This is a genomic window from Dyadobacter sp. 32 (assembly GCF_902506755.1).
Classification (GTDB): Bacteria; Bacteroidota; Bacteroidia; order Cytophagales; family Spirosomataceae; genus Dyadobacter.
In genome coordinates, this window is the sequence record NZ_LR735258.1 from 4211241 (window position 1) to 4228612 (window position 17372).

Genomic DNA, 17372 nt, shown 5'->3' on the forward strand with positions numbered 1-17372 from the left:
ATTACTCATGAATTATCTCTCAGCAGAAAACATTGCCAAGTCATTTGGAGATCAGTGGCTCTTTAAAAATATCAATTTCGGAATTAGTCGCGGAGATAAGGTTGCCCTGATTGGAACCAATGGAACGGGGAAAACAACTTTCCTGAATATTCTCACCGGATCCATACCGCCTGATCAGGGTGAAGTGAGTATCCGGAAAGATATTCGGGTTGGCTATCTGGACCAGAGTCCTGCATTTGATGAAACACTACCTGTGATTGAGGTCATATTCTCTTCGAGCAACCCCATTGCACAGGTTGTAAAACGATACGAGCATGCCATCGAAACCGACAACCATGATGAGCTTGCCTCCGTCATGGAAGATATGGACGCTTACAATGCCTGGGATTTTGAATATCGTACCAAAGAAATATTAGGACGCCTGGGAATCCATGATACCGAGGCACTTTATGGCACGCTTTCCGGCGGACAACGTAAACGGGTGGCGATGGCCAAAGTATTGCTGGAAGATCCGGACCTGCTGATCCTGGATGAGCCTACCAACCATCTGGACCTGGATACGGTCGAATGGCTGGAAAATTATTTGAACACCTCCAATACCACCATTCTCGTGGTAACCCACGATCGTTACTTCCTGGACACAGTGTGTAATCAGGTTCTTGAGCTGGATTATGGATCGGCCTATACCTATAAGGGCAACTATTCTTATTTCCTCGAAAAGAAGGCTGAGCGTGAAGAGGTGGAAGCCGCCGGAATAGACAAGGCAAGAAACCTCATGCGTAAAGAGCTTGACTGGATCAGAAGACAGCCAAAGGCGCGCGGCACCAAAGCCAAATACCGTGTCGACGCATTTGAGGATTTGAAGGAGAAAGCCAGCCAGAAGAAATTTGATACCCAAATGGAGCTCAACGTACGCACCTCCCGGCTGGGAAGTAAGATCATCGAGCTTGAAAATGTTTCCAAAGGTTTCGGAGAAAGGCAACTGATCAAAAACTTTGAATACACCTTCCGCAAAGGAGACCGGATCGGTATCGTTGGGCAAAACGGGATGGGCAAGTCTACCCTGCTCAACATGATCACCGGTGAACTCCTTCCCGACAGTGGCACCATCGCCAAAGGTGAAACCGTGCAATTTGGCTATTACAAGCAGTCCGATCTGGTATTTAATGAGAACCAAAGGGTTATAGATATTGTGAAGGATGTAGCCGAGGTGGTTCAGCTCGGCACAGGTGAAACCGTAACCGTGGGTCATTTGCTACAGGCCTTCCTGTTCTCTCCTTCCAAACAATACGATTTTATCTCCAAGCTGAGTGGTGGGGAAAAGCGCCGGTTGCAGCTTTTGTTGATTCTTATCAAACAACCAAATTTCCTGATCCTGGATGAACCTACGAATGATCTGGATATTGCCAGCCTGAACGTACTGGAGGAATTCTTATTAAATTTCCCGGGCTGCCTGGTTATTGTGTCTCACGACAGGTACTTCCTCGACCGTTTGGTGGAGCACATCTTTGTGTTCGAAGGAGAAGGGGCAATCAGTGATTTCCCAGGAAATTACACCGAACTACGTGACTATCAGGATGAGCAGGAAGCGGAGAAAAAAAGTGTATCTACCGGCAACAAAGGCACCCAGCCCGTTCAGGAACCGGTCAAAACGGCTGCCCCAACACCTTCTGCTCCAAAAAAGAAACTGAGTTTTAAGGAAATAAAGGAGCTGGAACAACTGGAGGCCGACATGGCACAGATGGAAAAGAAAAAGGCGCAGCTTCTTGAAAATATAAACAAGGGCGGTTCTCATGTAGAAATCACCAGCTGGGCATTACAGATCGAGGAAATCACGGCCACACAGGCCGATAAAGAAATGCGGTGGCTTGAGTTATCGGAAAATGCGTAGTTTTGCCAGGTGCAATAATGTGAACTTGTGATAAATTAAAATGCAGAACGTCCCTGGTCGTCCGACCTGGAACACAGATGCTAAATAAAAGTAAAAGGTATGGATTCTATCATTGGTTTTTTTCAATACATACTCAATTCTGAAGATTTAATCCGAACAGGAGGTCTGCTGGTCATAACATTTATTGTTTTTGCCGAAAATGGTCTCTTTTTCGCTTTTTTCCTTCCCGGAGATTATCTGGTATTTCTGGCCGGGGTATTTTGCGGCACGGGCATTCTGGATGTTCCCATTCTCATTTTACTGATCTCACTTTTTACGGCCGCAGTGCTTGGGTCCCTGGTAGGTTACATTTTTGGTAAATACTTCGGAGACATGTTTGAAAATCGAAAGGATTCTTTCTTTTTCAAAAAGAAACACATCGAAACCACCCGAACTTATTTTGAGAAATACGGAAGCAGAACCTTGATAATCAGCCGTTTTCTTCCCATCGTACGCACTTTTGCCCCCATTCTGGCAGGATTGGTCCGCATGAGCTTCCCATCTTTTTTGATTAACAACGTAGTGGGAGGCACCATCTGGATAGGTACCCTCACAGGTGGTGGCTTTCTGTTTGGAGAGCGCTTTCCGGGAATCGTCGATTATGTACAATATATCATCATGTTTTTTCTTGCCATCACCACTTTCACCGTCATAAAAGGCTACCTCAGCGCAAGAAAAGAAATGAACCCATAATACCGCAGGCCTACCTTAAAGGTTATGCCTACTCATCCTCTTTGAACCAGCCAGAGTAGGTTACATAATTGTTGGCGGTTCTATCTATGGCGGCACCCAGTTCAGGGGATACATCCTTAAGATATTTGGCAGGATTACCCGCATATATTGTACCAGGAGGAACCATTGTGCCCTGCGTAACAATAGCACCAGCGGCAATGATTGAGCCTTCCCCAACGACAGCCCCATCCATCACAATCGCCCCCATTCCTATCAGCACATGATCCTCAATGGTACAGCCATGAACAATTGCATTGTGGGCGATGGATACATAGCTTCCTACTGACGTGGCGAATCGCTGATAGGTGCAATGAATCACGGCACCATCCTGTACGTTGGAATAATTACCGATCCTGATGCTGTTCACATCGCCACGAACTACCGCATTAAACCAAACCGTGCAGTGCTCGCCCATCACCACGTCGCCAACAACCGTTGCATTTTCTGCCAGCCAGCATTCTTCTCCAAACTGAGGCATTATTCCCTTCACCGCTCTGATAAGTGCCATACGATTTCTTTAAGCTATTTATTGAAAATTTATTTTTAGGTAACAACCATTCTTACGAATAATATTGCACAGTACATTTACTGTTAGCTTGACTCTCAGACCGTAAGCCGTCCACAGGAACGGCCTTGCCAAAAATTCCTTTCCTGAATTGCGCCCTCAGCCAGGAGCACCCTGCCAGGGGCCAACCGCCGACCGCCCACAGCTTTACAAAAGAAATCGCCACAGAGTCTAATGTAAGCGAAAATTAAATATATTACGTTTTTAAAATGATTTATCTCATACGTTATGCCTGCTGTCCAAAGTCCGTCCAAGGGATGTTTAATGATTGCCAAGCCATTTCTTGGGGATCCCAATTTTGAGAGAGGTGTGATCCTGTTGTGTACCTACAACGAACAGGGTTCGTTCGGATTTGTATTGAATCAGGTCACCGAATTATTTCTGGGGGATGTTCTGGAAGAAACCATTTACCAGGATATTCCGCTGCACCTGGGAGGGCCAGTTGAAAAGAACACCCTGCACTTCATTCATCGGAGACCCGATCTCATCACCGGTGGGGATGAAATCATGAAAGGTGTATTTTGGGGTGGAGATTTTGAACAGGCAAAAACACAACTGAATATCAACGGACTAGACAAAACGGATATCAGATTCTTCATAGGATATTCCGGGTGGGGCGGTGGGCAGCTGGAAAATGAGATGAAGGAAGAGTCCTGGATCGTTACGCAGGCAGACTCAGACTTCCTCTTCTCCACACCTCCCGAAAGTTTCTGGAGGGAAATACTGCGAAAAATGGGCGGAGCCTATCGTTCCATTGCACATTATCCGATTGATCCCCGGCTCAACTGACATCAAGCCGGTTAACCAGATCTGTCAGCTCAGATTAATTGGGCTGGTTGAGCCCGTGGACAGACTCGTAGTCCGATTTGATACGGCCTACTTCACTGGCCAAAAATTTCTGAAGCTGGTCATTGAATGTTACCTTATCTTCCGCAGAAAGGGATTCGTACAGGTTTCTCAGTTCCAGATTGAGGGCTGCCCGCTCCTCGTCAGAAGCATTCATTGAGCGAATGTGGTATCTCTTGAAGTCAAATGCTTCCATCATATCATTTTCTTATTTTTGGCAAAATTACAATTTTTGCCGTTTAACATTTCCACGGTGCCATTGAAATAGAGTTAATTTCCTCCTGTAAAAAATCAGAACCCTCTTGCGAACGAGAAAATTTCAGGTGACGTTGATCCATGATATATCAATAATCTGGTAAAATGAACCGTTCTTTCTTTTTTATAATTTTAGCATTCATACTTATTGCCATTGACTGGTACGTGTGGCAAGGTCTTCGCCTGGCGATTCGCAATCTTACACCCGTAACCCAAAAATGGATTTCCTTCGGCTACTGGAGCTTTACGGTCGCCACACTGATCGCCTATGTGGGGATGCAACTGTTGCCCCCCGATTTTTTTGGCAGAACCACAAGAACCTTCATTCTGGCCTTCATCGCGATCCCGTATCTATCCAAATTACTGGCAGTCCTGGTTCTGCTTATTGATGATGTTCGTCGGTTATTTCAGTGGCTGTTAGGTTTCATATTTCCATCGGCACTCCCGGTCTCTCCTGAAACTGGCGAAACAGCAATTCCCCGTTCGGAGTTTCTTGCCAAAACAGCGATGGTAGCCGGGGCGGGCCTGATGGGGACGTTTGCTTTTGGCATTATATCGGGTGCTCATGATTATCGTATCCGGCGCGTAAGAGTTCCCCTTAAAAATCTTCCCAAAGCTTTCGACGGAATCAAGATCGGTCAGCTTTCGGACATTCATTCCGGAAGTTTTTTTAACAAAACCGCAGTAAAGGGTGGCGTGGAAATGATGATGAAAGAAAAGCCGGATCTTGTGTTTTTTACCGGCGACCTTGTCAATGACCGGGCCAGTGAAGTCGAAGACTATATCCATATTTTCGACAAACTCAAAGCACCCCTCGGCGTCCATTCAACACTCGGCAATCACGACTATGGCGATTACTTTCAATGGGCTAGTATGGATGCAAAACGTCGGAACCTGGCAGATCTGAAAGAAGCACACAAACTCATGGGGTGGAATCTTATGCTTGATGAGAACAAAGCAATAAGGGTTGATGGCGAAGAAATTGGTTTGATCGGTATCCAGAACTGGGGAGTAAAATTTGCCCAGTACGGCAACCTGGAAAAGGCACACCGCGGAACACAGGATTTCCCTGTAAAATTACTTTTATCACACGATCCAAGCCACTGGCGGACACAGGTATTACCACAATACAACGACATTGACCTGGCCTTCGCAGGCCATACACATGGCATGCAGTTCGGAGTCGAAATTGGCAAACTGAAATGGAGTCCATCCCAGTATAGATACAAGGAATGGGCTGGATTATATCAGGAAGACAACCAGTACTTATACGTTAATCGCGGATTCGGTTATCTGGGTTACCCAGGACGTGTAGGTATTTTACCAGAAATAACGATGCTGGAATTGGTAAGAGCCTGAGGCAAGGACAAGTTTAAAGTAGGAGACTCATACTTGAGTGTGACTTAGAACGTTAAAGGTACTAGGGTAAAATTAAAATTTTATGAAAAAAATCGTTGCACTATTCCTGCTATCCGCGCTATTGTTCTCGGTTGGCGGGGCACAACTCGTCAAAGCCAGTCCAGTGAGTACCCAAACCGAGAAAATTTTCGGTAAACGCAAGAAAAACAAGGGGTACCATAAACCAAAATCCAAGAAAATACTGGGCATTTTCAAACGCAAAACGGATTGCGGCTGTCCCAAACACTGAAAAAATTTAACGATTACATTTTTGTATAAATTCAAGAGTAAGCATTCCTGTCAATCCATTAAAGATTCGACAGCTTTTGCTTACTTTTGTATTTTATAAACATTACCAACAGCATTGTTAGACCCATTTGTTAATGAAAATTAATCTTCGAAGCCAGGATAAATTCGAAAACCGTCACCACGGGAAAGATGAAAAAGAATTGCAGGAAATGCTTTATACTGTTGGCGCTTCATCACTGGATGAACTGATCGATCAAACACTTCCCTCAGCCATACGTCTGGCAAAACCATTAAACCTGCCTTCCCCAAAATCAGAACAGGAATTCCTGAAGTCGATCCGGAAAGTTGCCTCTAAAAATGCCATTCTGAAATCCTATATAGGAACAGGTTACTACGATACGATTACGCCAAATGTAATCCTGAGAAATGTACTTGAAAATCCGGCCTGGTACACAGCCTACACGCCTTACCAGGCAGAAATTGCGCAGGGGCGCCTAGAAATGCTACTTAATTTCCAGACCGTAATATGCGATCTCACCGGGATGGAAATAGCAAATGCCTCTCTGCTGGATGAAGCCACGGCGGCGGCCGAAGCCATGACCATGCTGCACGGGCAGAGACCCGCTTCCAAGAAAAAAGCCGATACTTTTTTTGTTTCTGAACTCTGTCATCCTCAGACCATCGACCTGATTTATACCCGGGCCAAGCCCATTGGTATCAATGTGATTGTAGGGAACCATGCACTGGCAGATCTTACAGATGAAAATCTATATGGCGTTTTGGTACAGTATCCTGCTACAAACGGAGCAGTTATTGACTATAGCGATTTTATCGCCTCCGCGCACGAACTCAATATTTCAGTCGCTGTGGCCGCTGATCTTTTGTCACTGGCCATTCTCAAAGCACCGGGTGAAATGGGTGCTGACGTGGTCATAGGCTCCTCGCAGCGATTCGGGGTTCCGATGGGTTACGGTGGTCCTCACGCTGCGTATTTTGCGACCAAAGACGCATTTAAACGTCATATCCCGGGTCGGATTATCGGTGTTTCGATGGACTCAGAAGGAAACCGAGCGCTTAGAATGGCACTGCAGACCAGAGAGCAGCATATTCGAAGAGAAAAAGCGACCTCAAATATTTGTACGGCGCAAGTGCTCCTTGCAGTAATAGCCGGATCCTACGCCGTATACCATGGTCCGGAAGGGATCAAAACCATAGCGGCGCGCATTCACGGTAAAACACGCCTGTTTGTGGAGACGATCAAAAAGTTTCACTACGAAGTGCTTACCGACGCGTATTTTGATACGGTGACGATAAAGACACCCCTTTCCAGAAAGCTACGTGAAGAATCATTAAAATGGGGGATTAATCTTAAATTCAATAAGGACGAAAGTGTCAGTGTTTCTTTTGACGAGGCAAAGTCGTTTGACGACGTGATTACCTTGCTCAATGTATTTGCCGAAGTATCCGGCTTTCAGGGTGAGCTGGTCATTGACGAAGAACTGGAGTTCGAACTGCCTGAAAATCTGATTCGGACAACGCCTTACCTAACGCATCCGGTATTTAATACGCATCACACGGAACACGAGATGCTGCGTTATCTGAAATCACTTGAGAATAAGGATCTTTCCCTGGTACATTCTATGATTTCTTTGGGAAGTTGCACCATGAAACTCAATGCAACGACCGAAATGATCCCGCTCACCTGGCCGGAGTTTGGTGCTATTCATCCTTTCGCACCTACCAATCAGGTTGGCGGATATGCTCAGCTGGTCAGCGAACTGAATATGTGGCTTTGTGAGATTACCGGCTTTGCTGCCATGTCGTTCCAACCCAACTCGGGAGCTCAGGGTGAATATGCAGGACTGTTGGCGATACGTGCCTACCACGAAAGCAGAGGTGATTTTCACAGGAATGTTGCCTTAATTCCTTCCTCAGCGCATGGAACCAATCCTGCGTCGGCAGTGATGGCAGGAATGAAAGTAGTAGTAAGCAAGTGTGATGAGCGCGGCAATATCGACGTGGCTGACCTGGAAGCAAAAGCAGAACAATATAAAAATGAGCTATCGTGTTTGATGGTTACCTATCCATCCACGCACGGGGTTTATGAAGAGAGTATTATTCAGATTTGTGAAATGATCCACGCACACGGCGGACAAGTGTACATGGACGGGGCAAATATGAACGCTCAGGTGGGACTTACGAGTCCGGCAACCATTGGAGCAGACGTTTGCCACCTGAATCTGCACAAAACCTTCTGTATTCCGCATGGTGGTGGTGGGCCGGGCGTAGGGCCGATTGGTGTGGCAGAGCATCTGGTTCCTTTCCTTCCAAGTCATGTTAATTTCAACACCCTTCCCGAACATTTACAAAACGGTGAAGCTGGTGCTGTTTCCGCTGCTCCGTATGGTAGTGCCAGTATCCTGACTATCTCACATGCTTACATTGCCATGATGGGTGGCGAGGGCCTGACCAATGCGACGAAATACGCAATTCTCAATGCCAACTATATTAAAGATCGGCTGAATGGCCACTTTGAAGTTCTCTACACAGGTACCAACGGACGTTGTGCACATGAAATGATACTGGATTGCCGTCCGTTTAAAGCTTTGGGCGTAGAGGCGGAGGATCTGGCAAAACGGCTCATGGATTACGGCTTCCATGCACCTACTTTGTCCTTCCCGGTTGCCGGCACCTTGATGATTGAACCAACTGAATCCGAATCCAAAGCCGAACTGGATCGCTTCTGCGATACCATGATTGCCATCAGAAACGAAATCAGAGAAATAGAAGAAGGAATTTCAGATCGAACAGATAACGTACTGAAAAACGCACCACATACCGCCCGGGTGGTCATGAGTGAAAGCTGGAATCGGTCGTACAGCCGGGAGAAGGCGGTGTTTCCGTTACCGCACCTGCGTTTTAACAAATTCTGGCCCTCGGCAAGTCGTATCGACAGCGCCTACGGAGACAGGAACCTCATTTGTGCGTGTATACCTGTTGATGCGTACGCCGAAGTGGAGTAAACCATATTATTCGAACCACTAAAAAAATGAGCCGTTTCGAAAGGAGCGGCTCATTTTTTGTTCACATCATTCGCGACCAGGCATAAAAAAAGCGAATTTCTCAATCCGCTCATTTTCTTCGAACCAAAATTAAAAGTGTCGCTCGCCAACTTCTCTTTTACCCAACATCACGGCACCAACCATGGCCACCAGCAAAAGAATCGACGCAAGTTCAAAAGGAAGCAGATAATCCCTAAACAATAATGCCCCTAAGTTCTCGATCATACCCACCTGTGAATCAAAGGTAGTGGGATCATAACCCGGAATCACACTCTTACGATAAGCACCAAATAATATAACAAACACCGTGCCGCCTACGATGGCAGCTGCCACCTTGGTGAGATTTGTTTTCGACTCCTCATGATCCTGCTTCATATTTAAAAACATGATTACGAAAAGGAATAAAACCATAATAGCACCCGCATATACAATAATATTTACGGCCGCCAGAAACTGAGCGTTCAATAAAATGTAGTGTCCCGACAAGGTAAAAAATGTAAGGATCAGGTACAGCACGCTATGAATAGGATTTTTCGAAAGAATCACCATCAACGCACTAAGCACGGTGAGTGACGATAGAAAGTAAAAAAAGGAAATAGCCGACGTCATATGATTTTAAATATCAGTTTCAGATTTAACAGGTCAGGGAATAGCCCGGGGCACAACGTTGGTTACTTCTCCATTCGCCCTTTTAGAGTCCAGCAAGTGCGCCTCTTCCTTGGTCCACGCCTCCCGGGTATAGCGGTTGTTCATGTCTTCAACCAACAGATCCTTTCCCCATATCACTTCGTCACGTTCCATAAATACCGGAATGAACTCATCATGACGAAGATACACGGCCTGTTTCGGGCAAGCTTCTTCACAAAGTCCGCAGAAAATGCAACGCAACATATTTACTTCATATACAGCCGCGTATTTTTCTTCTCTGTACAATGTTTCTTCTCCCTTTTCGCGCTCCGCTGCTACCATGGAAATGGCCTCCGCAGGACATGCCACTGCGCACAGCCCACAGGCTGTACAACGTTCACGTCCCTGCTCGTCACGCTTAAGAATATGCCTGCCCCGGAACACGGGCCCCAGATACCGCTTAACCTCCGGATAATTAATTGTAACCTTTTTCGAAAAAAAATGCTTGATGGTAATGGCAAGTCCCGTGGCAATAGCCGGAAGGTAAGCCCGCTCCATCAGCGTCATTTCTTTATTGCTTACTTGCTTCGAACGGTTTGTCAGTTGCTGCATGGCAAAACTCTGTTTTAACTTAATTCAACCAGGAAGTGATAACAGGCTTCAAAAAAAGCACTGCAGCCCCGGTAATGATGATATTAAAAATAGCAAGGGGAATCAACTTCTTCCAGCCCAGGTTCATCAATTGATCATAACGGAAACGAGGAAGTGTCCAACGCACCCACATATAGAAAAAGACAAAGAAAAGTGCTTTCCCAAAGAAGACTGCCGTCCCTACCAAAGTGGCAATGTTATGTCCGGTTATCGGACCTAAGGCTCCTGTAAGTTGTGTGTAAACCCAGTCCATACCAGGGTAGTTATACCCTCCGAAATAGAGCACCGAGATAATCGCAGAAGAAATAAACATGTTCACGTATTCTGCAAAGAGATAAAATCCCAGTTTCATACTTCCATATTCGGTATGATAGCCACCCACCAGTTCAGTTTCGCATTCGGGTAAATCGAAAGGAACCCGGTTACACTCCGCGAATGAGCAGGTCAGAAAAATAAGAAATCCGAGCGGCTGGTAAAATATGTTCCAGTTGGCACCGTGCTGCTGCGCTACAATTTCACCCAGTGAAAGTGAACCACTCATCATCAGGATAGCGATCAGAGAAAGCCCCATGGCCACTTCATAACTGATATTTTGAGAAGCTGCTCTGATCGCGCCCAACAGGGAAAACTTGTTGTTAGAAGCCCAACCACCGATCATGATACCGTAAACGCCCAGGGCAACTACACCGAAAACATAAAGAATACCAATATTGGACTCCACACCCTGCACGACTACCTCATAATCGCCATATCGGAATGTACTTCCAAACGGGATCACCGCACTGGCAAGCATTGCCGTGAGCATAGCCAGGCTGGGTCCGGCTATGAAAAGCCATTTATTGGCCATGGCAGGTATAAAATCCTCTTTAAAAAACATTTTACCGGCATCAGCCAGAGGCTGAAACATGCCGCCCCATCCAGCCCTGTTAGGGCCTTCTCTATCCTGGATAAAACCGGCAACTTTACGTTCAGCCCAGGTTGAGTACATGGCAATAAGCAATGTGACTACGAAAATAACCAGTATTGTTGCCGACTTGATTATAAATTTTGTTAACTCCATATTCTGATCCCTGTTTCTGTACTTTTTGCTTATCCAGATTAGTTGTTCTGTGCTGCCAGCGAACGATGATTTGCCTTATCGTTATTTTCGATACTCTGCTGACGAATTGTTTCCTCATCTGTAATATAGGGACGGGAATCATCGATCAACTTGAATTGCGTAGCTGCCAATTTAAGGGCAAAGTCCGGTTTCCTGACCAAATCGGCTCTATACTTATTCGCTGAAATAACAGAGCTGCGTTTCACTTTGGTGGGTCCTTCCAGAGTCCAGTCACTCGTTTTCTTCCGGTCGAACCTGCATGTGTTACAGATAAACTCATTGACCTCACCCCAGGTATTTTTCCTGGCGGTTACACGGATCACTTCATCTCCCCTGTACCACAGTGTGACATTTCCTGAGCATTTGTCACAATCGCAATGCGCTTCCTCGGGTTTAGAAAACCACACCCTATTCTTGAATCGATATGTTTTATCCGTCAGTGCGCCAACCGGACATACGTCTATCACGTTTCCGGAAAAATCATTATCAATGACATTCTCGATGTAGGTACTGATCTCGGAAGCATCGCCCCGGTTCATCACACCATGCACCCTTTTATCCGTTATCTGATCCGCGGTGTACACACACCGGTAACACAGTATACAGCGCGTCATGTGCAGCTGAATATGTGGGCCAATGTCGATTTTCTCAAAAGTACGACGCTCTTCCTCGTATCGGGTTTTGGCCGATCCATGTTCAAATGCAAAATCCTGAAGATGACATTCACCAGCCTGATCACAAACCGGGCAGTCAAGCGGATGATTGATCAATAAAAACTCAACGATACTTTTCCGTGTATCCAGAACAGCCTGATTGGTGGTATTTTCAACCACCATGCCCTCCTGCACCTGAGTGATACAGGACGGTACAAGCTTTGGCATGGGACGTGGATCCTTCGCAGAACCTTGCGCCACACGTACCAGACAAGCCCGACATTTCCCTCCAGATGCTGGCAGGGGCTTATAGTAGCACATGGCAGGAGGAACCAGCCCTCCCTGACTCTCATCTGCTTCGGCGATTTTCCTTGCCGCCTGCATGATGGTCGTTCCCGGTTCTACTTCTACCTCGATACCATCGAAGGTTATTTTTATCAATTGTGGTTTTACTTCTTCCATTTTCTTTTATCCGGAATCACACCTGAATTTTTAAGCCAATACCATTTCACCCTGATAAACTGCTCCCGGCCGGGAGGCTTCAACAGGGTGCGTAATATGCCACACGAACTCGTCACGGAAATGGCGAATCGCACTTGCTACGGGCCATGCAGCCGCATCACCAAGCGGGCAAATTGTATTCCCTTCTATTTTTTTTGCGATATCCACCAGCAAATCAATATCATGCATACTGCCATGGCCATGCTCAATGCGGTGTAGTACCTTTTCCATCCAGCCGGTTCCTTCACGGCATGGACTGCATTGCCCACACGATTCATGGTGGTAGAAGCGTGAGAAATTCCAGGTATTACGCACGATGCATGCCGTTTCATCGAACACAATAAATCCGCCCGATCCCAGCATCGTGCCGGTTGCAAAACCACCATCAGAAAGGGATTCGTACGACATGAGCCGATCTTCTCCGTTTGCCGTTTTCATGATCAAATGTGCCGGTAGAATGGGCACCGACGATCCTCCGGCCACAAGTGCCTTCAACTGATGCCCCTTTCTGATTCCTCCGCAATATTCATCCGAATTGAGGAATTCTTCAACGCTTACACCGAGTTCTATTTCATAAACACCCGGCTTCTCTATATGACCGGAAGCGGAGATAAGTTTTGTTCCTGTACTTCTTCCAATACCTATAGACGCATAAGCCTCTCCGCCGTTGTTGATCACCCAGGGCATATTAGCAATGGATTCTACGTTATTGACAACGGTTGGACTTTGATATAAACCTTTAACTGCAGGAAATGGGGGCTTATTTCTCGGATTACCTCTTTTGCCCTCCAAAGACTCCAGAAGAGCCGTTTCTTCTCCACAGATATAGGCCCCTCCACCGGGTTGCACTACCAGTTCCAGGTCGTAACCAGTACCCAGTATATTTTTTCCCAAAAAACCATTAGCCGTTGCCTCCGCAATGGCCTTTTCCAGGATACGAATCACATACATCAACTCACCACGCACGTATATGAAAGATTTGTTCGCACCCAAGGCGTAGCTGGAAACGATCATTCCTTCAATGAGCAAGTGCGGCAGACATTTCATCAGATGATGATCCTTGAATGTACCCGGCTCCGATTCATCGGCATTGCAAACCAGATAACGCGGCACCCCCTCAGGTTTTGCAAGAAAACCCCACTTCATTCCCATTGGAAATCCGGCACCGCCTCTTCCTCTTATCCCTGACTTTTTTGCTTCTTCAACAACCTCTTCGGGGGTAAGCGTTTTCAGTGCCTTTTCGACGGCAGCATAACCTCCGTTTTTACGGTAAACCTCGAAGGTTTCAATACCTGGGACATTGATATGTTCCGTTAATATCTTCTTTGCCATATTGTAACTCGTAAATATAAGGCTTATGAAGCCTTTGGAATGCCAAAATAAGTCGTATTAGTTGGTAACAGCGGACTGCGTAACAACAGGTATGAGCGAACAAAATCTGCTACTTGCTCAATTCCTCAATAATTTCGTCAACCTTTTCTCTTGTGAGATTCATGTAATATTTCTCACGGATCTGAAACACCGGCCCCCAACCACAGGCTGCCAGGCACTCTACTTCCTTAATGGTGAATAGACCGTCGGGAGTTGTTTGTCCGGGCTGAATTCCAAGTTTTTGTTTTAGATAATCGTATATCTCCTCACCGCCCATCAGGCAGCAAGGGCCTGTTCTGCAATATTCAATGACATGCTTACCTACCGGATCCAGGTGAAACATCGTGTAAAAAGAAGCCACTTCATACACTTCTACGGGTGCAATATTCAAAATCTCGGCTACATAATCCATCACCTCACTGCTGACCCACCCCCATTGTTCCTGAGCAATGTGTAACACAGGCAACAAGGCCGACTTCTGCCGTCCTTCGGGATAACGTAATATAACTTCCTTTACCTTCTCCAGTCGTTCCGGCGTAAATGCAACGCGATTCGGTGTTTCGGTCATGATATTTATCTGCTCTTCTTAGAATCAATATTTATAAATATATTTTCCCCCCAGGGAAATATAATCAGGCATCCAGCTCTCCGGCAATTACATTCAGGCTGCTCATCGTAAGAATAGCATCCGAAAGTGTACTTCCCTTACACATCTCAGGGTAAGCCTGATAATAAATGAAACTAGGTCTCCTGAAATGTAAACGGTACGGTGCACGTCCGCCATCACTGATCAAATAAAACCCAAGTTCACCATTTCCACCTTCCACAGCGTGGTACACTTCTCCAATAGGGGCATCAATTTCACCCATCACAATTTTGAAATGGTAAATGAGCGCCTCCATGTTATTGTACACCTCCTTTTTGGGTGGCAGATAGTATTCAGGAGCATCGGCATAATAAGGCCCTTCGGGAAGGTTGTTCATTGCCTGTTCCACAATACTCAGACTTTGCCACATTTCTTCAATCCGTACATTGTACCGGTCAAACGTGTCGCCATGCTGCCCAATGGGTATAATAAAATCGAAGTCCTCGTATGAAGAATACGGATTCATTACGCGCACATCATAGTCCACACCGGCTGCACGCAGGTTAGGGCCGGTAAATCCGTAGTCCAGTGCCCGTTGTGCGGAAATAGGACCCACATTGATGGTACGATCCATGAAAATCCGGTTGCGGCTCATCAGCTTTTCAAATTCCTTCAAAACCGGCGGGAAAGTCTTAATAAAATTGCGGATCTTACGGATGGCTGTGCTCGACAGATCCCGCTCCATACCACCAATCCTGCCCATGTTTGTTGTGAGCCTGGCGCCACAAACCTCCTCATATATTTCGTAGATATCCTCTCGTTTTTGCATCACGTAAAGGAACCCGGAGAATGCACCGGTGTCTACCCCAAGAATACTGTTGCAAATCAGGTGGTCGGAAATCCGGGCAAGCTCCATCATAATCACCCTGATATACTGGGCGCGCTTCGGAACCTCGATCTGGAGCAATTTTTCAACCGTCATGTGCCAGCCGAAGTTGTTGATCGGAGACGAGCAGTAATTCATCCGGTCGGTCAGGGTTGTGATCTGATACAACGGACGTCTTTCAGCAATCTTCTCAAATGCCCTGTGAATGTAGCCAATGGTTTGCTCACCGGAAACGATCTTTTCCCCATCCATTTTAAGGATATTCTGAAAAATACCGTGCGTTGCCGGGTGTGTCGGGCCAAGATTGAGGGTTGTGAGCTCCTCTATCAACTCGGGCAAATCCGATTTGGAAGGAACATTATGTGGTAACAATTCAATATCTGCCATAAGTCACTCTATTCGGTAAAATGGTTATCGACCAAAAAGCGCATCAATTTTATCCTCTCGGGTTGCGTCTTCCAATGGATATTCTTTACGCATTGGAAAATAATCCATCTCCTCAATGTTAAGTATTCTAGTCAAATTGGGATGCCCGTCAAACAGAATCCCATAGAAATCGTAAGTTTCCCGCTCCATCCAGTTAGCACAGGCATAAAGTCCGGTGGCAGAAGGAATATGAATATCGGCCTCGGCAATAAACACCTTTATCCTGATCCGAAAGTTTTGGACCAGTGAATGCGCGTGATAGACAACAGCAAACTCACGGCCCGCGTCGTCCGGATAATGTACGGCAGTAAGGTCTGTCAAAAAGTTAATCTGATAGCTTTTGTGGTTCTTAAGGAATTCCAGAACCGGTATAATCTCTTCACGCGTGGTGGACAGGGTAAGCAATCCATAGGGCTCATCAAAGTCATATACCTGCTCACCAAATCTTTCCAAAAGAGTTTCAGCTACTTCCTGATTAGTTAGCATAATAAGCAGTTATTGAATATTATATGATGCCAGTAAATTTTGGTATTCGTCGGTATTCCGCCTGCGCAGCGATTCATTACGCGTAAGATGCTGAATTTGCATTAATCCGTCAATGATTTGCTCAGGGCGGGGCGGACAACCTGGAACATACACGTCCACAGGAATAATTCGGTCAATACCCTGTAATACGCTGTATGTATCAAAAATACCACCACTGGAGGCACAAGCACCCACCGACAATACCCAGCGGGGTTCTGCCATCTGTAAATAAACTTGTTTTACAACAGGCGCCATTTTTTTTGCGATGGTACCCATTACCATCAGCAAATCAGCCTGACGTGGCGAAAAGCTGGGTCGTTCGGATCCAAATCGGGAGATATCATAATGTGCACCCATCGTAGCCATGAACTCAATCCCGCAACATGACGTAGCGAATGGAAGCGGCCATAACGAATAGCTTCGGGCCAACCCGATTACCTCGTCAAATGAAGTGGCAAAAAACCCGGATCCGCTGTGTCCCTGTGGTGACTCTACTATCGTTACTTCTTTCATATGTTGATTAGCTTTTAGCTTCAGCCAAACAGTATTCTGTCTGGTATTCTCTTGTCTTAGACCTTACGGCCGATCCTTGTTTAAGCTCATGGGTGATTGCTATGGCCATGGCCACATCTATTCCTCCCAGTTCAGAACCCCTTTCTTGATCACATAGTAAAATCCCGAAAGGAGAAGTGCCATAAACAGTAACATTTCAAGGAAACCAAACATTCCCAGTTGCTTAAAATTAACCGCCCATGGATACATAAAAATGACTTCCACGTCGAACAGCACAAAAAGAATAGCAACCAGAAAATACTTCACCGAAATAGGTGTTCTCGCGTCACCAACAGATTCAATGCCGCATTCGAACGGATCATCCTTTTTCTTGCTTTTACGACTTGGGCCAATTAAGTGGGTTACAATCATTGTACCACCTATGAAGCCGGCAGCCAAAATAAATTGAACCAATATGGGCAAATAATCGGATGGAAGATACGTATTGTTCATTGATC

General features: G+C 46.0%; 18 protein-coding genes. 6 read left to right on the forward strand and 12 right to left on the reverse strand.

All coding sequences use genetic code 11. The features are described from left to right. Positions 1–7: 7 nt before the first annotated feature. Positions 8–1891 carry an ABC-F family ATP-binding cassette domain-containing protein gene (locus tag DYADSP32_RS17005; RefSeq protein WP_149241627.1) on the forward strand — a complete coding sequence of 628 codons (1884 nt, stop codon included), beginning with the start codon at positions 8–10 and terminating at the stop codon, positions 1889–1891. 99 nt (positions 1892–1990) lie between these two features. Further along, complete coding sequence (locus DYADSP32_RS17010) at positions 1991–2623, forward strand: DedA family protein (RefSeq protein WP_149241626.1); 633 nt, start codon at positions 1991–1993, stop codon at positions 2621–2623. A 28-nt stretch (positions 2624–2651) separates the two neighbouring features. Here DYADSP32_RS17010 and DYADSP32_RS17015 read toward each other — a convergent pair whose 3' ends face one another. Next, the gene (locus tag DYADSP32_RS17015) at positions 2652–3170 is read right to left on the reverse strand and encodes a gamma carbonic anhydrase family protein (RefSeq protein WP_149241625.1); all 519 of its coding nucleotides are present in this window, start codon (positions 3168–3170) and stop codon (positions 2652–2654) included. A 285-nt stretch (positions 3171–3455) separates the two neighbouring features. On the opposite strand from DYADSP32_RS17015, the gene DYADSP32_RS17020 reads away from it, so the two are divergent. Continuing rightward, on the forward strand, positions 3456–4016 hold the full coding sequence (locus DYADSP32_RS17020) for a YqgE/AlgH family protein (RefSeq protein WP_149241624.1): 561 nt from the start codon (positions 3456–3458) through the stop codon (positions 4014–4016). A gap of 34 nt (positions 4017–4050) precedes the next feature. Here DYADSP32_RS17020 and DYADSP32_RS17025 read toward each other — a convergent pair whose 3' ends face one another. Then, the gene (locus DYADSP32_RS17025) at positions 4051–4272 is read right to left on the reverse strand and encodes a hypothetical protein (RefSeq protein WP_414617858.1); all 222 of its coding nucleotides are present in this window, start codon (positions 4270–4272) and stop codon (positions 4051–4053) included. A 161-nt stretch (positions 4273–4433) separates the two neighbouring features. Here DYADSP32_RS17025 and DYADSP32_RS17030 point away from each other — a divergent pair, with 161 nt between their 5' ends. The 3 genes from DYADSP32_RS17030 to gcvP all read left to right on the forward strand — a co-directional run bounded on the left by DYADSP32_RS17030 (position 4434) and on the right by gcvP (position 8998). Continuing rightward, complete coding sequence (locus DYADSP32_RS17030) at positions 4434–5687, forward strand: metallophosphoesterase (RefSeq protein ID WP_149241623.1); 1254 nt, start codon at positions 4434–4436, stop codon at positions 5685–5687. An 82-nt stretch (positions 5688–5769) separates the two neighbouring features. Next, on the forward strand, positions 5770–5976 hold the full coding sequence (locus DYADSP32_RS17035) for a hypothetical protein (protein ID WP_149241622.1): 207 nt from the start codon (positions 5770–5772) through the stop codon (positions 5974–5976). A 133-nt stretch (positions 5977–6109) separates the two neighbouring features. Next, positions 6110–8998 (forward strand): aminomethyl-transferring glycine dehydrogenase, encoded by a 2889-nt coding sequence (gene gcvP / locus DYADSP32_RS17040; protein WP_149241621.1) that lies wholly within the window; start codon positions 6110–6112, stop codon positions 8996–8998. A gap of 129 nt (positions 8999–9127) precedes the next feature. On the opposite strand, the gene DYADSP32_RS17045 is transcribed toward gcvP, so the two are convergent. From DYADSP32_RS17045 to DYADSP32_RS17090, 10 genes are all read right to left on the reverse strand, one after another. Beyond that, a complete protein-coding gene (locus DYADSP32_RS17045) occupies positions 9128–9646 on the reverse strand; it encodes an NADH-quinone oxidoreductase subunit J (RefSeq protein WP_149241620.1) in 519 nt (172 codons plus the stop codon). Between the two features lie 33 nt (positions 9647–9679). Then, positions 9680–10276 carry a NuoI/complex I 23 kDa subunit family protein gene (locus tag DYADSP32_RS17050; protein WP_149241619.1) on the reverse strand — a complete coding sequence of 199 codons (597 nt, stop codon included), beginning with the start codon at positions 10274–10276 and terminating at the stop codon, positions 9680–9682. A gap of 19 nt (positions 10277–10295) precedes the next feature. Continuing rightward, positions 10296–11375, reverse strand: a complete 1080-nt coding sequence (nuoH, locus tag DYADSP32_RS17055; protein ID WP_149241618.1) for an NADH-quinone oxidoreductase subunit NuoH — start codon at positions 11373–11375, stop codon at positions 10296–10298. A gap of 38 nt (positions 11376–11413) precedes the next feature. Further along, the gene (locus DYADSP32_RS17060) at positions 11414–12529 is read right to left on the reverse strand and encodes a 2Fe-2S iron-sulfur cluster-binding protein (protein ID WP_149241617.1); all 1116 of its coding nucleotides are present in this window, start codon (positions 12527–12529) and stop codon (positions 11414–11416) included. Between the two features lie 30 nt (positions 12530–12559). Next, the gene (nuoF, locus tag DYADSP32_RS17065) at positions 12560–13900 is read right to left on the reverse strand and encodes an NADH-quinone oxidoreductase subunit NuoF (RefSeq protein ID WP_149241616.1); all 1341 of its coding nucleotides are present in this window, start codon (positions 13898–13900) and stop codon (positions 12560–12562) included. Positions 13901–14009: 109 nt separating this feature from the next. Further along, positions 14010–14510 carry an NADH-quinone oxidoreductase subunit NuoE gene (gene nuoE, locus DYADSP32_RS17070; protein WP_149241615.1) on the reverse strand — a complete coding sequence of 167 codons (501 nt, stop codon included), beginning with the start codon at positions 14508–14510 and terminating at the stop codon, positions 14010–14012. Positions 14511–14571: 61 nt separating this feature from the next. After that, positions 14572–15798: an NADH dehydrogenase (quinone) subunit D gene (nuoD, locus tag DYADSP32_RS17075; protein ID WP_149241614.1), complete on the reverse strand. Its 1227-nt coding sequence runs from the start codon at positions 15796–15798 to the stop codon at positions 14572–14574. Between the two features lie 24 nt (positions 15799–15822). Then, positions 15823–16323: an NADH-quinone oxidoreductase subunit C gene (locus tag DYADSP32_RS17080; protein WP_149241613.1), complete on the reverse strand. Its 501-nt coding sequence runs from the start codon at positions 16321–16323 to the stop codon at positions 15823–15825. A gap of 9 nt (positions 16324–16332) precedes the next feature. After that, positions 16333–16875 carry an NADH-quinone oxidoreductase subunit B gene (locus tag DYADSP32_RS17085; protein ID WP_149241612.1) on the reverse strand — a complete coding sequence of 181 codons (543 nt, stop codon included), beginning with the start codon at positions 16873–16875 and terminating at the stop codon, positions 16333–16335. 117 nt (positions 16876–16992) lie between these two features. Next, positions 16993–17367 carry an NADH-quinone oxidoreductase subunit A gene (locus tag DYADSP32_RS17090; RefSeq protein WP_149241611.1) on the reverse strand — a complete coding sequence of 125 codons (375 nt, stop codon included), beginning with the start codon at positions 17365–17367 and terminating at the stop codon, positions 16993–16995. Positions 17368–17372: the final 5 nt, after the last annotated feature.